This window comes from Streptomyces sp. NBC_01235 (assembly GCF_035989285.1).
Taxonomy (GTDB): Bacteria; Actinomycetota; Actinomycetes; order Streptomycetales; family Streptomycetaceae; genus Streptomyces.
On record NZ_CP108513.1, the window covers coordinates 2,200,855 to 2,217,614 of the forward strand.

Consider the following 16,760-nt stretch of genomic DNA (forward strand, 5'->3'; position numbering starts at 1 on the left):
TGCGCGGGTACGGGGTGCGGGAGAGGGGTCAGTGGGTGAACGACGGTCGGTCAACGCTGCCGAGGAGCGCGTCGAGGGAGCCGTCGTCCAGGTGCGCGGCGTTGTCGCCCAGGGTGGGTGCGGGAGCAGGGTCGGGCGGCATGTGGCCGTGCAGGATCATGGGGAATCCCTTCAGCCACTCCGGGACGCGCAGCGCCGCGCGGCGCTCGCGGTAGCGAGGGTCCCTGGCACGGTCGGCGGCCGTGTTAACGGGCACGGCTGGGACACCGGCGCGGCGGAGTTTCGCCACGGCCTTGTCACGGGGGTGCCGGGCCGTCCACTCCGAGATGGTCGCGTCGACGGTGTCCTGGTGGTTCAGCCACCAGTCCTCCGGCTCGTGGCCGGGCAGTGCGGTGATCACTTCGGCCAGCGCCCGCCGGTGTCCGGCGCTGGTGCAGGCGATCGCCAGCCAGCCGTCGGGCTCCGCGGTGGGGTAGGTGTCGTGCGGGGCGGCGCCGGGGCGGCGGTTGCCGTCCGGTGCGGGCATGCGCCCCGTCCAGACGTACTCGCCGAGCTGATCGGCCAGGGTCCAGGCGACGGCCTCCCGCTGCGAGACGTCCAGGTGGATGCCGCGTCGGCCGCTGGTGACGGCGTCCGCGACCAGCGCGGCACCGACGAAGGACACCACCTGGTCCGGGTAGTTGACGTCGCCGCCCGACCACATGGGCCGCTCCCCCGGGTAACCGGTGACGGCCGCGAGGCCGGAGAGCAGGTCCAGGGTCGAACCGAAGGAGCCGTACGAGGCCTCCGGTCCGAAGACGCCCTGACTCGACAGGGACAGGTAGACCAGGTCGGGGTTGAGCCGGTGGGCGGTGGCGTAGTCGATGCCCATGCGGGCGGTGACGCCTACCCGGAAGTTCTCGACCAGGACATCCGCCCTGCGGATGAGTCGGTGGGCGACGGCCCGGCCGTGTTCGGTCTTCAGATCGAGGCTCAGACCGCGCTTGCCGGCGTTGTTGGAGGCGAACATCGGGGAGGCCGGTGCCTGTGTCCCGGCCGCCTTGTCGGCGCTGCCCGGCATCACCCACGCCCGGAAAGGATCCGGGCGGCCCTGCGACTCGATCTTGACCACAGTCGCGCCGTAGTCGGCGAGCAGTCGGCTCGTGGCCGCCCCGGCTGTGATGGTGCCGAAGTCGAGGACGACCAGACCGTCCAGGGGCGCCGCGTCCCTGTGCTGCGCGGCCACGCTCGCGCGCGGCGTGCGGACCGCCGCCGGTCGTGGCCCGGCCGTGAAACTGCCACCGTCGTCGCCCAACCGGGGTGCCGCGACCGTTGATGACGGCGCTCCAGGCACGGTCCACGGAGGGTCGACCACAGGTGTGTCCCTGCGGCGCATACCGGGCGGAAGGACGAAGCCCCGGGTGCGGAGCTGTTGGTCGGCCATCAGGCTCTCGGCGTCGGCAGCATGGCCGAAGGGCAGTCCGAGGCGCTGCGCCTCGGTGTACAGCTCCACGGCCTCACGGCTTGCCGCCGCCTCCGCGATCACGGCCCACCACTCCTGCGAGCGCTGGGCACGCTGCTCGGGGTCGTCGAGGCCGGGCGCGTTCAGGCGGGGGTCGCCGAAGAGTTCGACGAGGGCGGGCCATTGGTGTGCGGAGAAGATGACTCCGACCCAGCCGTCCTTGGCGCGCACCACGCGCCAGCCGCCCTGCGAGGATCCGGCGCGTTTGGGGACACCGCCGCCGTGGTCGTGCAGGACGTCGCTCTTCCAGTCCATATAGGCGGCGACGTCGCTCAGGGCGACCTCGACGACGTCTCCGCGTCCCGTGCGGTCGCGGTGGCGCAGGGCGAGCATGGCGCCGTACAGGCCGACGAAGGCGGCTGCGTGGGCGCTCTGTTCGCCGCCGAGGCTGAGCGGGCGCCGGTCCGGCTCACCGATCATGGTGGCCAGTCCGCCGTACGCCTCCGCCAGGAGGCTGTCGCCGACGCTCTCGGCGTACGCTCCGGTCAGCCCGAATGCGGTGAGCGAGACGGTGACCAGTTGGGGGAACCGTTGCCGGAGCTGGTCGAAATCCAGGCCTTCGGCGGCGGCCGCGGCCGGCGTGAGATCGGTGATCAGGACGTCTGCCGTGGCGAGCAGGCTCGTCTCGTGGGCGGCCAGTTGCTCGGGGCGCAGGACGGTGCTGCGCTTGCCGGCGCCCAGGGCCGCGAAGGTGAACTCCCTTGCCCGCAGCGGCGTGCCGGTGGGCGGTTCGCACAGCAGGACGTCGTGGCCGAGGGCGGCGAACAGGCGTCCGCATGCCGCTCCCGCGACCGACTCGGTGACCTCGACCGCCCGGAAGGTGCGCTGCCCGGACATCAGCCCTGCCCCGGGTTGCGCTCGCCCGACCGGAACCGGTCGAGGCCCTCGGCCAGAGCGGTGCTGCGGCCGCGGAGTTCATCGGCGATCTCATGCCCGTAGGCGATGGCCTCGGTCCACTGGGAGATCTCGCCGGGGATCTTCCACAGGGCCTTCTTCGACCATTCCAACGCGGTCGCGTCGAAGGAAGCGACGCGTTCGGCGAGGGCGGTGACCGCAGCGTCGAGTTCCTCCAGAGGAACGGCCAGGTTGACCAGCCCCCACTCGGCCGCGGTGGTGCCATCGATGCGTTCGGCGGTGAGCACCAGCCAGGCCGCGTGCTTGGGCTTGAGCCGCAGTTGGGCGGCGGGCCCGGCGAGGGTCGGATAGAGGCCGAAGCCGATCTCCGGCATGCCGATCTGCGCCTCGTGGGCCGCGATGGCCAAGTCGGCGACGTTGATCAGGGTGGAACCGCCGCCGAGGGCGGTGCCGTTGACGGCGGCGATGACGACGGCGGGGTGATTGCGGATCTCCTCCTGCACGGCCGCCCACTCGCTGCGCCGGTCGAGTTCCGCGTCCCCGGTGCTGACGTCGCCCTCTTTGAGGTCGACACCGGCGCAGAAGGCGGAACCGTTGCCGGTCATCACGATGACCTTGGAGCGGCCGCGGCACTCGTCCAGAGCGCGCACGATCCCGACACGTGCCGCGCGGTTCATGGCGTTGCGCTTGTGAGGGCGGTTGAAGGTGATGCGGGAGACGCCGCCCGCCAAGTGCTCGACGAGGACGACCTGTTCGGTTTCCGCAGGGGAGGCGGAGGCGGTCGTCGCGCTCATGCCGACACCACCTTGAACTTCGGGATGGCCCGGTCCTCGCCTATCTGATCGAAGACGACCTCCAGCGGCATGCCGCACTGCAGGTTCTCCGGCGGGTCCACGAGGGTGGTCATCACGTACGGCCCCTCCTCCAGCTGCACGAAGGCCACCAGGTAGGGGACCTCGTCGGCGAAGGCGGGAAAGTACTTCTGGTGCATGACGATCCAGGACCACAAGGTGGCCCTGCCGCTGGCCGCACGCCATTCGAAGTCCGCGGCGAGGGTCACCGGGTCGACCGGCGCCTCGGGGTAGCGGGGGATGCCGGAGTCGCCGTACTGGAGGCGGAGTTCACCGGCGAGGGCTCCCTCCCAGAAGTCGCGGTTGGCGTCCGTGACCGGCGGGAGCATCTCGATGAGTTTCTTGTTGTCCATGGGCTTGCTCACTCCCCGACCAGGACGTGCGACGTGGTGATGGGCGAAGCGCAGATGTACTGGGCGACGTTGCAGTCCGCCACCTGGCGCGGGCCGGCCTCGCCGCGGATCTGGCGCACCGCCTCGACGTGGTGGCCCCAGCCCTGCATGTAGCTCTCGCCGGTGTGCCCGCCTGCGGTGTTGACGGGCATTTCGCCGCCCCGGGCGATGCGGTCGGCGGTCGCCCACTTCCAGGCCTCGCCGCGCGGCGCGTGGTCGAAGCCCTCCAGGCTGAACAGGACGGTGGGGGTGAAGTTGTCGTAGATCTGCAGGCAGTCCATGTCCTGCGGGCCGTAGCCCGAGGCCGCGTACACCCGCCGGGCCACGTCCTGGGAGGCGGAGTAGAAGAAGTCCGTGCTCGTGTAGTAGTTGCTGACGCTGGCCCGAGCAGCAGTGGCCGCCACCCGTACCGGCCGCTTGGCCAGGTCGCGGGCCTTCTCCACGGTGGTGAGGATCAGCGCGACGCCGCCGTCGTTGATGATGCAGTAGTCGTACAGGCGCAGCGGGTCGGCGATGTAGCGGGAGGCGAGGTACTGCTCCTCGGTGATCTCCTCGCGCATCACGGCCACCGGGTTGAGGGCGGCGTTGCGGCGGTTGTTGATCGCGATCGGGGCGAGGGCGCCGTCGGGCACGCCGTAGTCGTGCGCGTAGCGGCGGTACATCATGCCGACGTACGCGCCCGGGGACGTCATGCCGTACATCGCGTCGTAGCGGGTGGTGGGGCTGTCGGTGTAGGCGCCGCCGTAGGTCATCTTCACCGAGCGGCCGTTGTTGCCGTATACGCAGGCCACGATGTCGGCCTGGCCGGTCTCGATCAGGGAGACGGCGTGCTGGACGGCGACGCCGCTCATGCGGCCCGATCCCTCGAGGGCGTTGATGACACGAGGACTGGGGATGCCAAGGACATGTGCGCCGTGCTCGTAGTGGATGCGGGCGGTGAGGAGGCCGTCGACCTCGTCCTTGCGCAGGCCGGCGTCGTCGAGCGCGAGGCGTAGGGCCTGCGCGCCGAGGGCGTAGGCGTCGCGGTGCGCGTCCTTGTTGGCGTAGAGGGCGCCGAAGTCGGTCTGGCCGACGCCGACGATCGCAACTTGCCTTCGTTCAGGCATGGTTCAGTCCTGAGTTCTGGTCATTCCGGGAATGACGGAGTGCCGCGATGGGCCGTCATGGCGCGGTTTCCGCTACGCGGCCGCCGATCGCGGAAAGGTGAGGAGTGAAACGGAGAATCCGAGGGGGCGGGTGACCCTGGAGCCGACTGCCACGCGTGGGGTGTCGCGGACGGCGAAGGGTTCTGCTCAGCCCTGGGAGAAGGGGCACTGGGACGCGTCGCCCGTGCCGTCGTGAGCGTGGCCGTCCGGACCGTCCAGGAGGGGAAGAGCCTGGATGTCGGCCATGAGATCACGCGCGTGCTCCATGGCGAAGGCACGGCTGTGCGGGTTGGTGGCGATGACCGCCGTGCCCTTCAGCAGGCCGTCGAAGGCCATGCCGGCCACCTCGGCGGACTCCTGGGCGAACGGTTCGATGGCGGCGGCCGCATGCGGATCGGCGGCGACGAGCGCGCTGACCCTTTCGGTGCGGACCCAGCCGGGGGCGAGGAGGGAGACGCCGACGCCGAAGTCCTTCAGGTCGCGGCGTGCCGTGTCGGTGAGGCCGAGCGCGGCGTACTTCGACGCGGTGTACGTACTCATGGGCATCACGTGGGGTGGAACGCCAAGAGAGTGCTCGGAACCGGTATTCAGGATGTACGCCGGTCCGCCTCGCGCGGCAGCGTCCTTCAGCAGCGGTGCGAAGGCGTGGACGACGTGGAACATGCCCAGCACATTGACGTCGAAGAGACGTTTCGCCTCGCCCGGGTCCACGTCCTGGAGTGCACCGGCCACACCGATGCCGGCGTTGTTGCACACCACGTTGACAGCACCGAACCGCTCGACGGTGGCCTCAGTCAACCTTTTGACCTGCGAGTAGTCCGAGGTGTCGGTCCGCAGCCAGTCCGCTGCGCCGCCGTTGGCCTGCAGACTCTCCACCGCCGCGCTCGCGTCCTCCACATCGGCGATCATCACCCGGGCGCCGCGGGCCGCGGCTTCGCGGGCGAGGGCCAGTCCGATGCCGGTGGCACCGCCGGTCACAACGACGACGGCATCCGTCAGAGTGGTCATGAGCGGGCCTCCCGCCGGTCCGCCGCGGTGACGACGATGGGCAGCGACAGCAGCTTGTTGATGAAGGTGCTCCAACCCCGCCTGGGCTCACCGTTCAGGGCGATGGAGACACCGCGACGGTGCATCTCCTCAAAGAGGATCTTGAGTTCGAGCTTGGCAAGGTTCTTGCCGATGCAGTGGTGCGGACCGTTGCCGAACGCCATGTGCTCGTTCGCGGTCCGCAGCGGCTCGAAGCGGTGCGGGTCGGCGAAGACGGCCGGGTCACGGTTGGCGGCGGTGAAGAACATCTGCACCAGGTCGCCCTTGCGCATCTGCGTGCCGTGGAAGTCGATGTCACGGGTCACCGTGCGAGCCATGTTCATGGCCGGGGTGACGTACCGCAGGAACTCGTCGACCAGCCCGTCCAGGTTGCCGGCGGCGATGGCCCGGTCGGTGGCATCGGCGATCTGCGGGTCCTCCAGGATCAGCCGTATCGACTGGGCTATGACCGTGTGAGTCGTCTCGAATCCGGCGATGAGGAGCAGGGTGAGGTAGTGCAGGTACTCCGGATCAGTGATCTCACCGCGCTCGGCGCACTGGGCGAGCACGGTGGCGAAGTCGTCCTGGGGGTCTCGCAGCTTGTCCGTTCGCAGTTGTTCCAGGTACGCGTGGACGTCCGGAAGCAGCGCCAGTATCGACTCGCCGCCGTTGGGCTGCTCCGCGGCGTCGAAGATCGTCAGGGTCCAGTCCACGATGCGCTGGCGGTCCTGGTGCGGCACGCCGATCACCCGTGCGATGACGCGGGACGGGACGATGGCCGCTACGTCGCCCACCCAGTTGACCTCGCCGCGGGCGGTGATGTCCTCCAGTACCTCCACGACGATCTCGCGGACCCAGGTGTCGAAGTTCGCGATGACCCGCGGTCCGAACGAACGGGCGGCGGCCCGCCGCAGCCGGCTGTGGACCGGCGGGTCGTTGTACATGATGTTGTGGCTGAACTCGGGATGCGGCGCGGGAAGCGTCGGGAAGAAGGGACCCCACTGGGAACTGAAGACCTCAGGGTTCCGTTCGATCTCGACGATGTCGGCGTGCCGGGTGATGCACCAGAAACCGCCGTTGAGCGTGCCTGCCTTCGCCGGCTGCCAGTACAGCCCGGGCATCTGCCTGACCGCATCGAAGGTCTGATGGGGTACCCCGGAGGCGAAGGTCGCTGGGTCCGACAGGTCTGGTATCGCCGGGGCGATGGTGTCCGTACTCATTTCCGCACTTCCTTGTGCTCTTGGTGTTCTTGCCGACTTCCTCGGCTTCTTCCGTGTTGTGGGGTTCCTGGTCCGTGAGCCGTCCGCAGGCAGCCGTCCTCGACGGCGTCAGTCGGCTTCCCCCTTCAGCAGGCCCATCGCGACCTTGGCGGACGCTCTGGCCGCGGAGACATGGCGACGGGCCACCTCGGCCGCGTCGGCGGCTGAACGGCGCTGGATCGCCTCGATGAGATCGGCGTACTCCTGCTTGGTGACGGTCATGCGGCCAGGGGTGGCGGCCGAGATGCGGCGCAGGGCGTGGATCCGGCTGTACAGGCCGCCGAGCAGTTCCGCCAGCATGGGGTTGCGGCAGCCGGCGAGCAAGATCCCGTCGAAGCGGTCCAGCACGTCCTTGTTGGCGTCGCCCCCCGGGTTCAACTCTTGGGTGACGGAGGCGAGTTCGTCGACCTCCTCCTGGGTCGCACGCTCGACGAACAAGCGCACCGCGAGCGGTTCCAGTTCGGCGCGGATCTCATAGATCTGTTCGATCTCCTCCGCGGTCGGAGTCGTCACCCGCAGCCCTCGACTGGGCGACTCCTCGACCAGCCCCTCGGCCTGGAGACGCCTCAGCGCCTCCCGCACGGACGTGCGACTCACTCCGGTGAGCTCGGTCAACTCACGCTCGGTGAGTCGGCGACCAGGCTGCAGGGCCCCGTCCAGGATGGCCCGACGCAGCGCGTCGACGACCTTGTCCCGTACGAGCTTGTCCTGCGTCACCCGAAGATCGAGTCCAGACCCGGCCACGTCACACCTCTGCTTCCCAGGGATGAACTTTGTATGACGGAATACAGAGTGCCGTGTACCAGGAGCCGTCGTCAATGGGGCAGAGGGGACCTTCTTGTACACGGCACTGAGCGAATGAGCTGTGCCGCCGAGATCCAGATGCACAAGTGCGGGCGACGACTCCGCGGACCAGGCAGACCTTCGGCCAATCGATCAACGCCGTGAGTGGAACCGGTCAGAGGGGCAGCCCTTTCCGGACCGGCCCAGGAGCATCAGCGGTTGGAGTACGCCGCCAGGCCGGTCCACACTTGGTCGCCCGCGCAGAACCGAATGCGAGGCCGAAACCCGGTGCTCCGTGCCGCGGGCCGCCCTGTCGGCGTACGTCCGCCCCCATGGCTTCACCGCGCCCGGCGATCAGCCCTGTTGGTACACACGTCGCGCAGGCCCATACAGTGAGTGCCAGCAGATTCCCGGGTCCCTGGAGGGACGCCTGCGGGCGCCCGTCCACCAAGCGAGCAGGAACGCAGCCGGCACCGGACCGCCACCCACACCGTGCGAGTCATGTCCGACGGATACTGCTGAACACGTTCCGAGCGATCGGCTGCGTTTCCGAACCGGTGGGCGACACAATCACACGACGGCGCAACCGAGTTGACCGCATACCGGGGACCATCACCCGGGCGCCCCACTCACCAGCACCACAAACCCTGCAACTCGCACACCGGGCCGCATGCCCTTGACAGGCCCAGCCCTCATGGGCGCGGGAACCACCTGTGCCGGGCCCTCCGCTGGGCGGATGCACCTCCAGCACCTCAGTCAGGTGCACACCATCTCTTGCGCTCGTACGAGCCGGGCTCGGCGTCTCCCTGGTCCCGGCGGCGGCCATGCGTCCGCACTTCGACGGCGTGGTCGTCCGTCCGGCAACCGGGGTGGTAGTCAACCCTATTGAGCTGCACCTTGCGTGGCGCAGGAACAACGACAACCCCGCCCTCACCGCACTGATCGCAGCCATCCTGCCGCCTGCTCGAGACATTGCGGACTGGCCGGGTCAGGTTCGGGTGATCAGCTCGATCTCGTGCAGCACTTGGCCAAGCTTGTTGATCGCCCTGGCCGGAAGGCCGACAACGAAGCGCACCGGATGGTCATGGGCATCGGACCGGGGCTTGGCAGGCAATCGGCCGAGATGGCCGCGGAAGTCCTGGGCGTACTGCCCTGTGACCAGGGGACCCGTCCCGAGTAGTGGACACCTCTGAGCCTGGCGCCGCCAGGGGCCGGGGAGGAGAGCCCGAACAGCACCGCCTCCATCTGCGCTGTGAACAAGTCAAGCCGGTCGGATCGCGGACGTGCGCGTCACCCACGATGACATCCGCGACCCCGGCCACCAGGAACAACAAGAACAGCGGCTGCCGGCGCCGACGCACGGCATGGTCCACGAGAGAGCTTCTCCGTGCGAGCGGGGACGACTGACGGTTCGGGCATCGGCGCCCGCCCGGAGTGGACCGATACACACCCGTTCATCTGAGGGAGAAAGCGCTTATGAACCAACCGCCTCGTCGCGCCGCACCATTGGTCAGCCGATCTCAAGCACGATCTTGCCTCGGACCTGTCCGGTCTGGCTGAGGCGGAAGGCGTCGGCGGCCTCTGCCAAGGGCAGCACGCGGTCGATGTGCACGGTGAGCTTGCCGGCGTCTGCGAGGCTCGCGAGGGCGGCGAGGTCCGAGGGATCGGGCTGGGTCCATACCTGGTGTCCGCCGCGCTGAGTCACCTCGGGGTCAACGATCGAGGCGACCCGGGAGGGGTCCTTCAGCAGTTCCTGGGAGACAGCCACGGCGTCACCACCCACGCAGTCCACGGCGGCGTCCACACCCTCGGGAGCCAGTTCCCGCACGCGCTCGGCCAGGCCATCGCCGTAGACGACGGGTTCGGCGCCCAGGGAGCGCAGGAACTCGTGGTTGCGTTCGCTGGCCGTACCGATGACCCGCGCGCCCCTGGCCACAGCAATCTGCACGGCCACGGAACCGACACCGCCGGCCGCAGCGTGCACCAGGACCGTCTCCCCCGACCGGGCACCCACCCGGGACAGCGACTGCAGCGCGGTGAGCCCGACGAGCGGGAGGCCGGCCGCCTGCTGCCAGGTCAGCGACGCGGGCTTGCGCGCGAGGGTGTGCACAGGTGCGGCGACGAGTTCAGCGTAGGTGCCGTACTGCACCTGCTCCGTGCGGACGTAGCCGAAAACCTCGTCACCGACGGAGAAGTCTGTGACGCCAGGCCCGATGGCCTCGATCACGCCCGCGACGTCGAAGCCCGGCACCAGCGGAAGGCTGACCTCGAGGATCGAGTTGAGGTGGCCGGCGACGACGTGCCAGTCGACCGGGTTGACCCCCGCGGCCTTCACCCGTATCAGCACCGATCCGGCACCGGGCTCCGGCTTGTCGATCTCCATCAGCTCCAGGGCCTCAGGGCCGCCGTAGCGCCGGGCGACAACCGCTCGCATACGCCTCTCACCATTCCTCTTGATCCATGACGCCCGGGGATCGGGCACGACCGTTACGCTAGAACCTCACATTGGTGTCAGGGGCAAGGCCCGTGTCGAGGGTCACAAGCTGGGGGCGACATGCGGATCGGCGAGCTGGCGTCACGTTCCGGCGTCAGCGTCCGCTCCCTGCGTTACTACGAGGAGCAGGGTCTGCTCACCAGCACCCGCAGTGCCAGCGGACAGAGGCACTACACGGACATCGACGTGGAGCGGGTCGAATTCGTCCAACGGTTGTTCGCGGGCGGGCTGTCCAGCCGTACGATCGCGGAACTGCTGCCGTGCGTCGACGCACCCAGTGAGAGAAACTCCGACGCCGCGCTGGAGCGCATGGAGCAGGAGCATGACCGGTTGACCCGGCACATCGCCGACCTCGTGCGCACCCGGGACGCGCTCGACGCGCTGATGACCAGTGCCCGAGCCCATCGCGAGGCGCTGCGAGCCGCAGCGGTCGACTGACTTGCGGCGCCGGACGCGACAACGGTCCTCACGCCCCCGCGCCGGGGCCGCCCATTCGTCGTGGGGCCTCTGCCGCGCCCCCTTCCTCGATCCGGCGCACCGCGACCTGCAGGTCATCCAGGTGACGACGTGCCACTTCCTGTGCGGACATGACTGTCCTGCGCCAGGTCACGTTGACGCACCCCAGCACCTCCCCGTTCACACGGATCGGAACGGCGATCGAGTTGCGGCCGTCGAAGTCGTACTCCGTGGCTTCGTCCTCGCCACCGCCCTCGTCGGCGAACTCGCCCGCCGCGGCAACGACCGCGGCATCCTGGGGACCATGGGGCTGATGACCCTGGGCAACGCCGTCATCTACCTGGCCGGAACAGCGCGGCTGACCATGGACCTGCACCTCGGCGCCCAGCGCGCCATCGCCCTGGGCGTCACCCCGTTCCTCGTCACCGACGTGCTCAAAACCACCCTGGCGGCAGGACTGCTGCCGCTCGCCTGGCGAGGCGTGGCGTACCTGCGGCGCTGAAGGACTTCGCCCTCCGGCGTCGGCGCGTGCGTGCCACCGTGCGGTGAGCACGGTGTCGCCCGTGGTCTACGCCGAGCCCACGTCGTCGGCCGTGGCGGGTACGTCGGCATCGACGGCGCGCCTCCCGGCCGAGCCCCCGGTGTGGGCCCCGGTCTCCACCGCAGGGGCCAGGAAGGCGGCGCATACGACACAGGCCAGAACGACGAGCATGGCGGGGCGCAGGCCGACGTGGCCGCCGAGAAAGCCGAGTCCGGGCGGTCCGACGAGAAAGGCGACGTAGCCGATGACGGCGACCAGACTGACCCGGGCCGTCTGGTCCGGTCCGGATTCCCCCGCGGCCGAGAGCGCGAGAGGAAAGCCGAGCGAGGCGCCCAGCCCCCAGAGCAGTACGGCGGCTCCGGCCAGGACAGCGTTGTCAGAGACGATGACGATGAGCAGGCCGAGCGCACCGGAGAGGGCGCTGGCGCGGACGACGACTGTGCGGCCGAAACGGTCGAGGAAGAAAGTGCCGCCAAAGCGGCCCAGCGTCATCGCGGCGGCGAAACCTGCGTACACGAGGGAGCCCGCTGTGGCGTCCATGCCGTGTCCGTCGACCATCAGCAGCGGCAGCCAGTCGTTGGCCGACCCCTCGGCTAACGCCATGGCCAGCACGATTGCGCCGATGAGCACAAGCCTCCCGTCCTTCCACACCGCCGGGCGCCGCTTGCCCACGTCGGCCTCGTGCGGCTCTTCGGGGGCGGCACGGCCGGTGCCCTCCGGGATGGCGCGTGCCGCGTAGACGAGGAGTCCAGCGGCGAGCAGGACGATCGCCGCCAGGTGCCAGTGCACCGGTACGCCGGCCGCCGTCGCCGCCATGCCCGCCCCGGCGCCCAGCACCGTGCCCAGGCTGAAGCAGCCGTGCAGCGCGGGCAGCGTGGTCCTGCCGCCGATCCGCTCGACATCCGTGCCGTCGACGTTCACCGCGACGTCGCCGACGCCCAGCCCGGCGCCGAAGGCGCACAGGCCCGCGGTCACCATCGGCGCCGAAGCGGAGGCGCTCCCCCAGCAGATCGCGGCCATCCCCGCGATGAGGACCCATGTCCCCCAGACGATGATGGGACGCGTCCCGAACCTGGACACCAGCCGCCCCGAGCAAGAGATGCCCGCCATCGAGCCGAGCGACAGCCCGAACAGCACCAGTCCCATGTGCGCGGTGGAGAGTTCCAGCCGGTCGCGGATCGCGGGCGTACGGGTCACCCATGAGGACATGGCGATCCCGGCCAGAAGGAAGAGCAGGAACAGCGCGTGACGCCGCCGACGCACGGCCTGGTCCATGAGAACACTTCTCCGTCCGACGCGGGGCAGTTCCCGGCTGGGCCTCGACACCACCCCCGGCCGGGATAAATGTACATGCCATTTCATCATGACAGAGAGCGCTTTCAATGTTGAGGTGCAGCGCTCTACGAGGCGGATCCGCCCGCGCCCTCCACAGGCGGATCCAAGCGCGTGTAGGCGTGCACGCGGCTCTCCAACCCCCGCGGATTCGGAGCGTAGACGGCCACCATGCGGGCGTACTCCGGTGCCCAGTAGCGGCCGATGCTTCCGGCCGGCACCCGGACGACGTCGCCCGTGACGGCCTCGACGGTCTCACCGTCACAGGCGACGAACAGGTGCCCTTCCAGCACGTAGTTGAACTCGTCGTGCGGGTGCTCGTCCGTCCATGACTCGCCCCGCAGTTCCCACTCCATCAGGGCGACTCCTGGCCGAGGACCCTCGCCCGGGGGCACGAAGGCGTGGCCTTGGGGCCGCCCTTCCCGGCGAACGAGGGGACTGGAGGGGTACTTGTGCGGCGCCATCGTCTGTCCCTTCAGTCCTTGGCGAGTTCCAGCAGGGCGAGGGTGGCCCTGTTCGCTTTCTCGGCCAGCGGTGCGAGCGACCGTCGCTTGCCGTCCCACATGGCCCAGCGGTTCGCGCCTTCGAGGACCGTCATGACGAGCTTGACCTGCTGGACCGAGGCGCCGAAACCCATGTCCTCGGCCGCGGCGCGGTAGAGCGCCTCGTACAGATCGACCCAGGCGTCGACTTCGTGGCGGAGCGTCGGCGGCAGGAAGTGGACGACCTGGTCGGTCGCCACCAGCAGGTCCCACAGGTTGCTCTCGGGAAGCTCGATCTGTCGGGTCAGGTGCACGTGCACCATCCGGCGCCAGCCCTCCCCGGCGTCCGTGATCCCTCGCACCTCGTCGAGTACTGCGGCACCGAACTTGTAGAAGTGCCAGCGAAGGGACTCGGCCACGATCTCGTCGCGGCCGTCCGGGAAGTGGTTGTACAGGCTCGGGGCCTTGATGGACATCTCCTTGGCGATCATCCGCATGGTGACCGAGTTGAAGCCGTTCTCGGTGGCCAGCCGGAGGAACGCCTCCAGGATCGCCCGCCGAGAGGCGCTCTGCCGACTCCAGTCGAGCTCGCTGAGATGCTTGTCGAACTCCTCGACCGCGCGGGGCCACCGCTCCTCGGCCACTGACTCCTCCTTCGCCCGCATGCACCGCCGTGCGGCGCAGGAAACTACCTTACGTTAGTCAGGATCAACGACGCCGCACTAGCGAAGCTACCTTACGTTAGTTAGCCTGAGGCATGCCCGTTGACGCACAGCACGACCTCGCCGCCGCTCTTCGCACTGCAGGGGTCGAGTTCGACGACTCGCCCCTGACACGAGCTCTGTACTCTTCCGACGCGAGCCTCTACCGCGTCGTCCCGTCCGCGGTCGTGAAAGCGCGCGGCGAGGACGACGTGATCGCGGCCCACGAGGTGGCGCGTGAGTTGCGGGTACCGGTGACGATGCGCGGCGCGGGCACCAGCATCGCCGGCAACGCGGTCGGCAGCGGCATCGTCATCGACACCCGTCGCTTCAACCGGGTGCTCGACATCGACCCGGTCGCGCGCACGGCGCGGGTGGAACCGGGCGTGGTGCACGCCGATCTGCAACGCGAGGCTGCCCTTCACGGGCTGCGGTTCGGACCGGACCCGTCCTCGCACAGCCGCTGCACGGTCGGCGGCATGATCGGCAACAACGCCTGCGGGTCGCGGGCGCTGGGCTACGGGCGGACGGTGGACAACGTCGAGTCGTTGCGCGTGCTGTACGGAAACGGCGAACTGTCCCTGGAACAGGCCGGCCGGGTCGGCGGCGACACCGCAAGACGGCTGGCGGCCGTCGGGGACGCCCACCTGGCCCATCTGCGTACTGAGTTCGGCCGCTTCGGCCGCCAGGTCAGCGGCTACGGACTGGAGCACCTGCTGCCCGAGCGGCGCCGCATCGAACGGTTCCTGGTCGGCAGCGAAGGGTCGCTGGCCACGGTCCTTGAGGCGACCGTCCGGCTGGTCGACGACCGGGTCGAACGCAGGATGCTGGTGCTCGGATACCCGACGATGGCCGAGGCGGCCGATGCCGTACCGGCGCTGCTCGCCGCGGCGCCGGGCCGGCTCGTCGCGTGCGAGGGCATGGACTCGCGCATCGTGGATCTGGTGCGGGCCAAGGGTTCGCCGGTGCCCGATCTGCCACGGGGGCAGGGCTGGCTGTTCGCGGAAGTGGCTGGCGATGACGCGACCGACGCGGTGCGGCGGCTCGTAGCAGCGGCCGCCGCGCTGGACACGCGGCTCGTCGACGACCCTCGTGAGGCCGCCGCGTTGTGGCGCATCCGTGAGGACGGTGCCGGGCTCGCCGGCCGGTCGCTGTCCACGCCGGCGTACGGCGGATGGGAGGACGCCGCCGTACCGCCGGAGCACCTCGGTGCGTGGCTGCGCGACTTCGAGGAACTCCTGCGGGCGCACGGCCTGCAGGGCGTTCCGTACGGGCACTTCGGCGACGGCTGCGTCCACTGCCGCATCGACTTCCCGTTCCGGCCCGGCGACCCGGCCTCGGCCGCGGTGTTCCGCGAGTTCATGACCGCCTGTGCGACACGGCTGCGTGACTACCGCGGCACGCTGTCCGGAGAGCACGGTGACGGCCGGGTCCGCGGGGAGCTGTTGCCATTGATGTACGACGAGATGTCCCTGTCCCTGTTCCGGCAGGTCAAGACGGTGTGCGACCCGGACGGCATCCTCAACCCCGGCATCATCGCCGACCCGGTTCCGCTCACCGACGACCTGCGCCCGGTGCGCCCCCAGGCGCCGGTGCGTCCAGGTCTGCGGCTGGTACACGACGCCGGTGACCTGGGCGCCGCCGTGCATCGCTGCACCGGCGTCGGGAAGTGCGTCGCTCCGAAGACCGCAGGAGTGATGTGCCCGTCCTATCTCGCCACGAGCGACGAACGGGACTCGACTCGCGGCCGGGCCCGGGTGCTGCAAGAGGCACTCGACGGCGGCCTGCTGAGCGGTGGTCTGCAGGACCCTGCCGTGGCCGAGGCGCTCGATCTGTGCCTCGCGTGCAAGGGATGTTCGAGCGACTGCCCAAGCGGCGTCGACATGGCCACCTATAAGAGCGAGGTGCTGCACCAGCGGCACGACGTCGCCGGGCTGCGCCGGCCGCGTTCGCATCTGTTCCTCGGGCGGCTCCCGAAGTGGGCTCGGCTCACGGCACCGCTGGCGCGGCCCGCCAACCTGCTCCTGCGTGCCGGACCGCTCGCCGCGCTGGCCAAGTGGGCCGCCGGCATCGACCAGCGGCGGTCCGTACCGCGGTTCGCCTCCCCCACCCTGAGAAAGGCGACAGACGCGGCGCACGCGAGGGACACACCGCCCGATGTGTGGATCTGGGCCGACTCCTTCACCGACCACTTCTTCCCGGTCTCCGGCCTGGCGGCGATCCGGTTCCTGGAGTCGCACGGCCTCACGGTCCGTGTCATCCGGGAGGACGCCTGCTGCGGCCTGACCTGGATCACGACCGGCCAGCTCGACCGGGCGCGGACCATCGTCGACCGGACCCTGCGAACCCTGGCGCCCTACGTCCGCAGCGGAATCCCCGTGATGGCTCTGGAGCCGTCGTGTCTCGCGACAATGCGCAGCGACGCGGCAGAGTTGTGCGACGCCGAGGAGGCGGACGTGGTGGCGTCGGGGCTGCTGAGCTTCGCCGAGCTCGTCGAGCGCCTCGACCTGCCGCTGCCCGACCTGACCGGTGTGGAGGTGGTCGCGCAACCTCATTGCCACCACAGCGCGGTCATCGGCTGGGACACCGACCAGCGTTTGCTGGAGAAGGCCGGCGCGACGGTCACCAAGGTGCAGGGGTGCTGCGGCCTGGCCGGCAACTTCGGTGTGGAGAAGGGACACTACGAGGTCAGCGTTGCGGTCGCCGAGACACATCTGCTGCCGGCGGTGCGGGCCCTCGGGGACGCGGTGGTGCTGGCGGACGGCATGTCCTGCCGCGTCCAGCTCGACGACCTGGCCCACGTGCCGACGCAGCATCTGGCCGAGCTGTTCGCCTCCCGCGTCTGACGCCCGGTTCTTCCGGCCGCCGCCGTTCGCGGCGGCCGGACCTGGCAAACGTCTGCGGAGCCGAGCCCCCGGGGGCTCGGCTCCGCAGACGGGTGA

The 16,760-nt window shown here is 69.7% G+C and carries 15 protein-coding genes; 4 read left to right on the top strand and 11 right to left on the bottom strand.

Annotated elements, in window-relative coordinates; genetic code table 11:
- Positions 1-28 precede the first annotated feature (28 nt).
- From OG289_RS09325 to OG289_RS09355, 7 genes are all read right to left on the bottom strand, one after another.
- Positions 29-2,338 carry a CaiB/BaiF CoA-transferase family protein gene (locus OG289_RS09325; RefSeq protein WP_327313549.1) on the bottom strand — a complete coding sequence of 770 codons (2,310 nt, stop codon included), beginning with the start codon at positions 2,336-2,338 and terminating at the stop codon, positions 29-31.
- Positions 2,338-3,150 (bottom strand): enoyl-CoA hydratase/isomerase family protein, encoded by an 813-nt coding sequence (locus OG289_RS09330; protein WP_327313550.1) that lies wholly within the window; start codon positions 3,148-3,150, stop codon positions 2,338-2,340. Before OG289_RS09330 ends, OG289_RS09325 begins: the two co-directional genes overlap by 1 nt.
- A complete protein-coding gene (locus OG289_RS09335; protein ID WP_327313551.1) occupies positions 3,147-3,560 on the bottom strand; it encodes a Zn-ribbon domain-containing OB-fold protein in 414 nt (137 codons plus the stop codon). The genes OG289_RS09330 and OG289_RS09335 overlap by 4 nt, the downstream gene beginning before the upstream one ends.
- Before the next feature lie 8 nt (positions 3,561-3,568).
- On the bottom strand, positions 3,569-4,705 hold the full coding sequence (locus OG289_RS09340; protein ID WP_327313552.1) for a thiolase family protein: 1,137 nt from the start codon (positions 4,703-4,705) through the stop codon (positions 3,569-3,571).
- 186 nt (positions 4,706-4,891) lie between these two features.
- Positions 4,892-5,752 (bottom strand): SDR family NAD(P)-dependent oxidoreductase, encoded by an 861-nt coding sequence (locus tag OG289_RS09345; RefSeq protein ID WP_327313553.1) that lies wholly within the window; start codon positions 5,750-5,752, stop codon positions 4,892-4,894.
- The gene (locus OG289_RS09350; RefSeq protein ID WP_327313554.1) at positions 5,749-6,990 is read right to left on the bottom strand and encodes a cytochrome P450; all 1,242 of its coding nucleotides are present in this window, start codon (positions 6,988-6,990) and stop codon (positions 5,749-5,751) included. The genes OG289_RS09345 and OG289_RS09350 overlap by 4 nt, the downstream gene beginning before the upstream one ends.
- Positions 6,991-7,098: 108 nt before the next feature.
- On the bottom strand, positions 7,099-7,746 hold the full coding sequence (locus OG289_RS09355; protein WP_327313555.1) for a GntR family transcriptional regulator: 648 nt from the start codon (positions 7,744-7,746) through the stop codon (positions 7,099-7,101).
- 890 nt (positions 7,747-8,636) lie between these two features.
- On the opposite strand from OG289_RS09355, the gene OG289_RS09360 reads away from it, so the two are divergent.
- On the top strand, positions 8,637-9,005 hold the full coding sequence (locus OG289_RS09360) for a hypothetical protein (RefSeq protein WP_327313556.1): 369 nt from the start codon (positions 8,637-8,639) through the stop codon (positions 9,003-9,005).
- 317 nt (positions 9,006-9,322) lie between these two features.
- On the opposite strand, the gene OG289_RS09365 is transcribed toward OG289_RS09360, so the two are convergent.
- A complete protein-coding gene (locus OG289_RS09365; protein ID WP_327313557.1) occupies positions 9,323-10,246 on the bottom strand; it encodes an NADP-dependent oxidoreductase in 924 nt (307 codons plus the stop codon).
- A gap of 120 nt (positions 10,247-10,366) precedes the next feature.
- Between OG289_RS09365 and OG289_RS09370 the strand changes: the two genes are divergently transcribed.
- Both OG289_RS09370 and OG289_RS09375 read left to right on the top strand, forming a co-directional pair.
- Positions 10,367-10,744, top strand: a complete 378-nt coding sequence (locus OG289_RS09370; RefSeq protein WP_327313558.1) for a MerR family transcriptional regulator — start codon at positions 10,367-10,369, stop codon at positions 10,742-10,744.
- A 121-nt stretch (positions 10,745-10,865) separates the two neighbouring features.
- Complete coding sequence (locus tag OG289_RS09375) at positions 10,866-11,264, top strand: biotin transporter BioY (RefSeq protein WP_327313559.1); 399 nt, start codon at positions 10,866-10,868, stop codon at positions 11,262-11,264.
- 66 nt (positions 11,265-11,330) lie between these two features.
- Here the strand turns inward: OG289_RS09375 and OG289_RS09380 are convergent, their stop codons facing one another.
- From OG289_RS09380 to OG289_RS09390, 3 genes are all read right to left on the bottom strand, one after another.
- Complete coding sequence (locus tag OG289_RS09380) at positions 11,331-12,578, bottom strand: MFS transporter (RefSeq protein WP_327313560.1); 1,248 nt, start codon at positions 12,576-12,578, stop codon at positions 11,331-11,333.
- Positions 12,579-12,703: 125 nt separating this feature from the next.
- Positions 12,704-13,099, bottom strand: coding sequence for a cupin domain-containing protein (locus OG289_RS09385; protein ID WP_327313561.1), 396 nt, complete (start codon positions 13,097-13,099; stop codon positions 12,704-12,706).
- An 11-nt stretch (positions 13,100-13,110) separates the two neighbouring features.
- Positions 13,111-13,761, bottom strand: a complete 651-nt coding sequence (locus OG289_RS09390) for a TetR/AcrR family transcriptional regulator (RefSeq protein WP_327313562.1) — start codon at positions 13,759-13,761, stop codon at positions 13,111-13,113.
- Positions 13,762-13,874: 113 nt separating this feature from the next.
- Here OG289_RS09390 and OG289_RS09395 point away from each other — a divergent pair, with 113 nt between their 5' ends.
- On the top strand, positions 13,875-16,664 hold the full coding sequence (locus tag OG289_RS09395; protein ID WP_327313563.1) for an FAD-binding and (Fe-S)-binding domain-containing protein: 2,790 nt from the start codon (positions 13,875-13,877) through the stop codon (positions 16,662-16,664).
- The last annotated feature ends 96 nt before the right edge of the window (positions 16,665-16,760 follow it).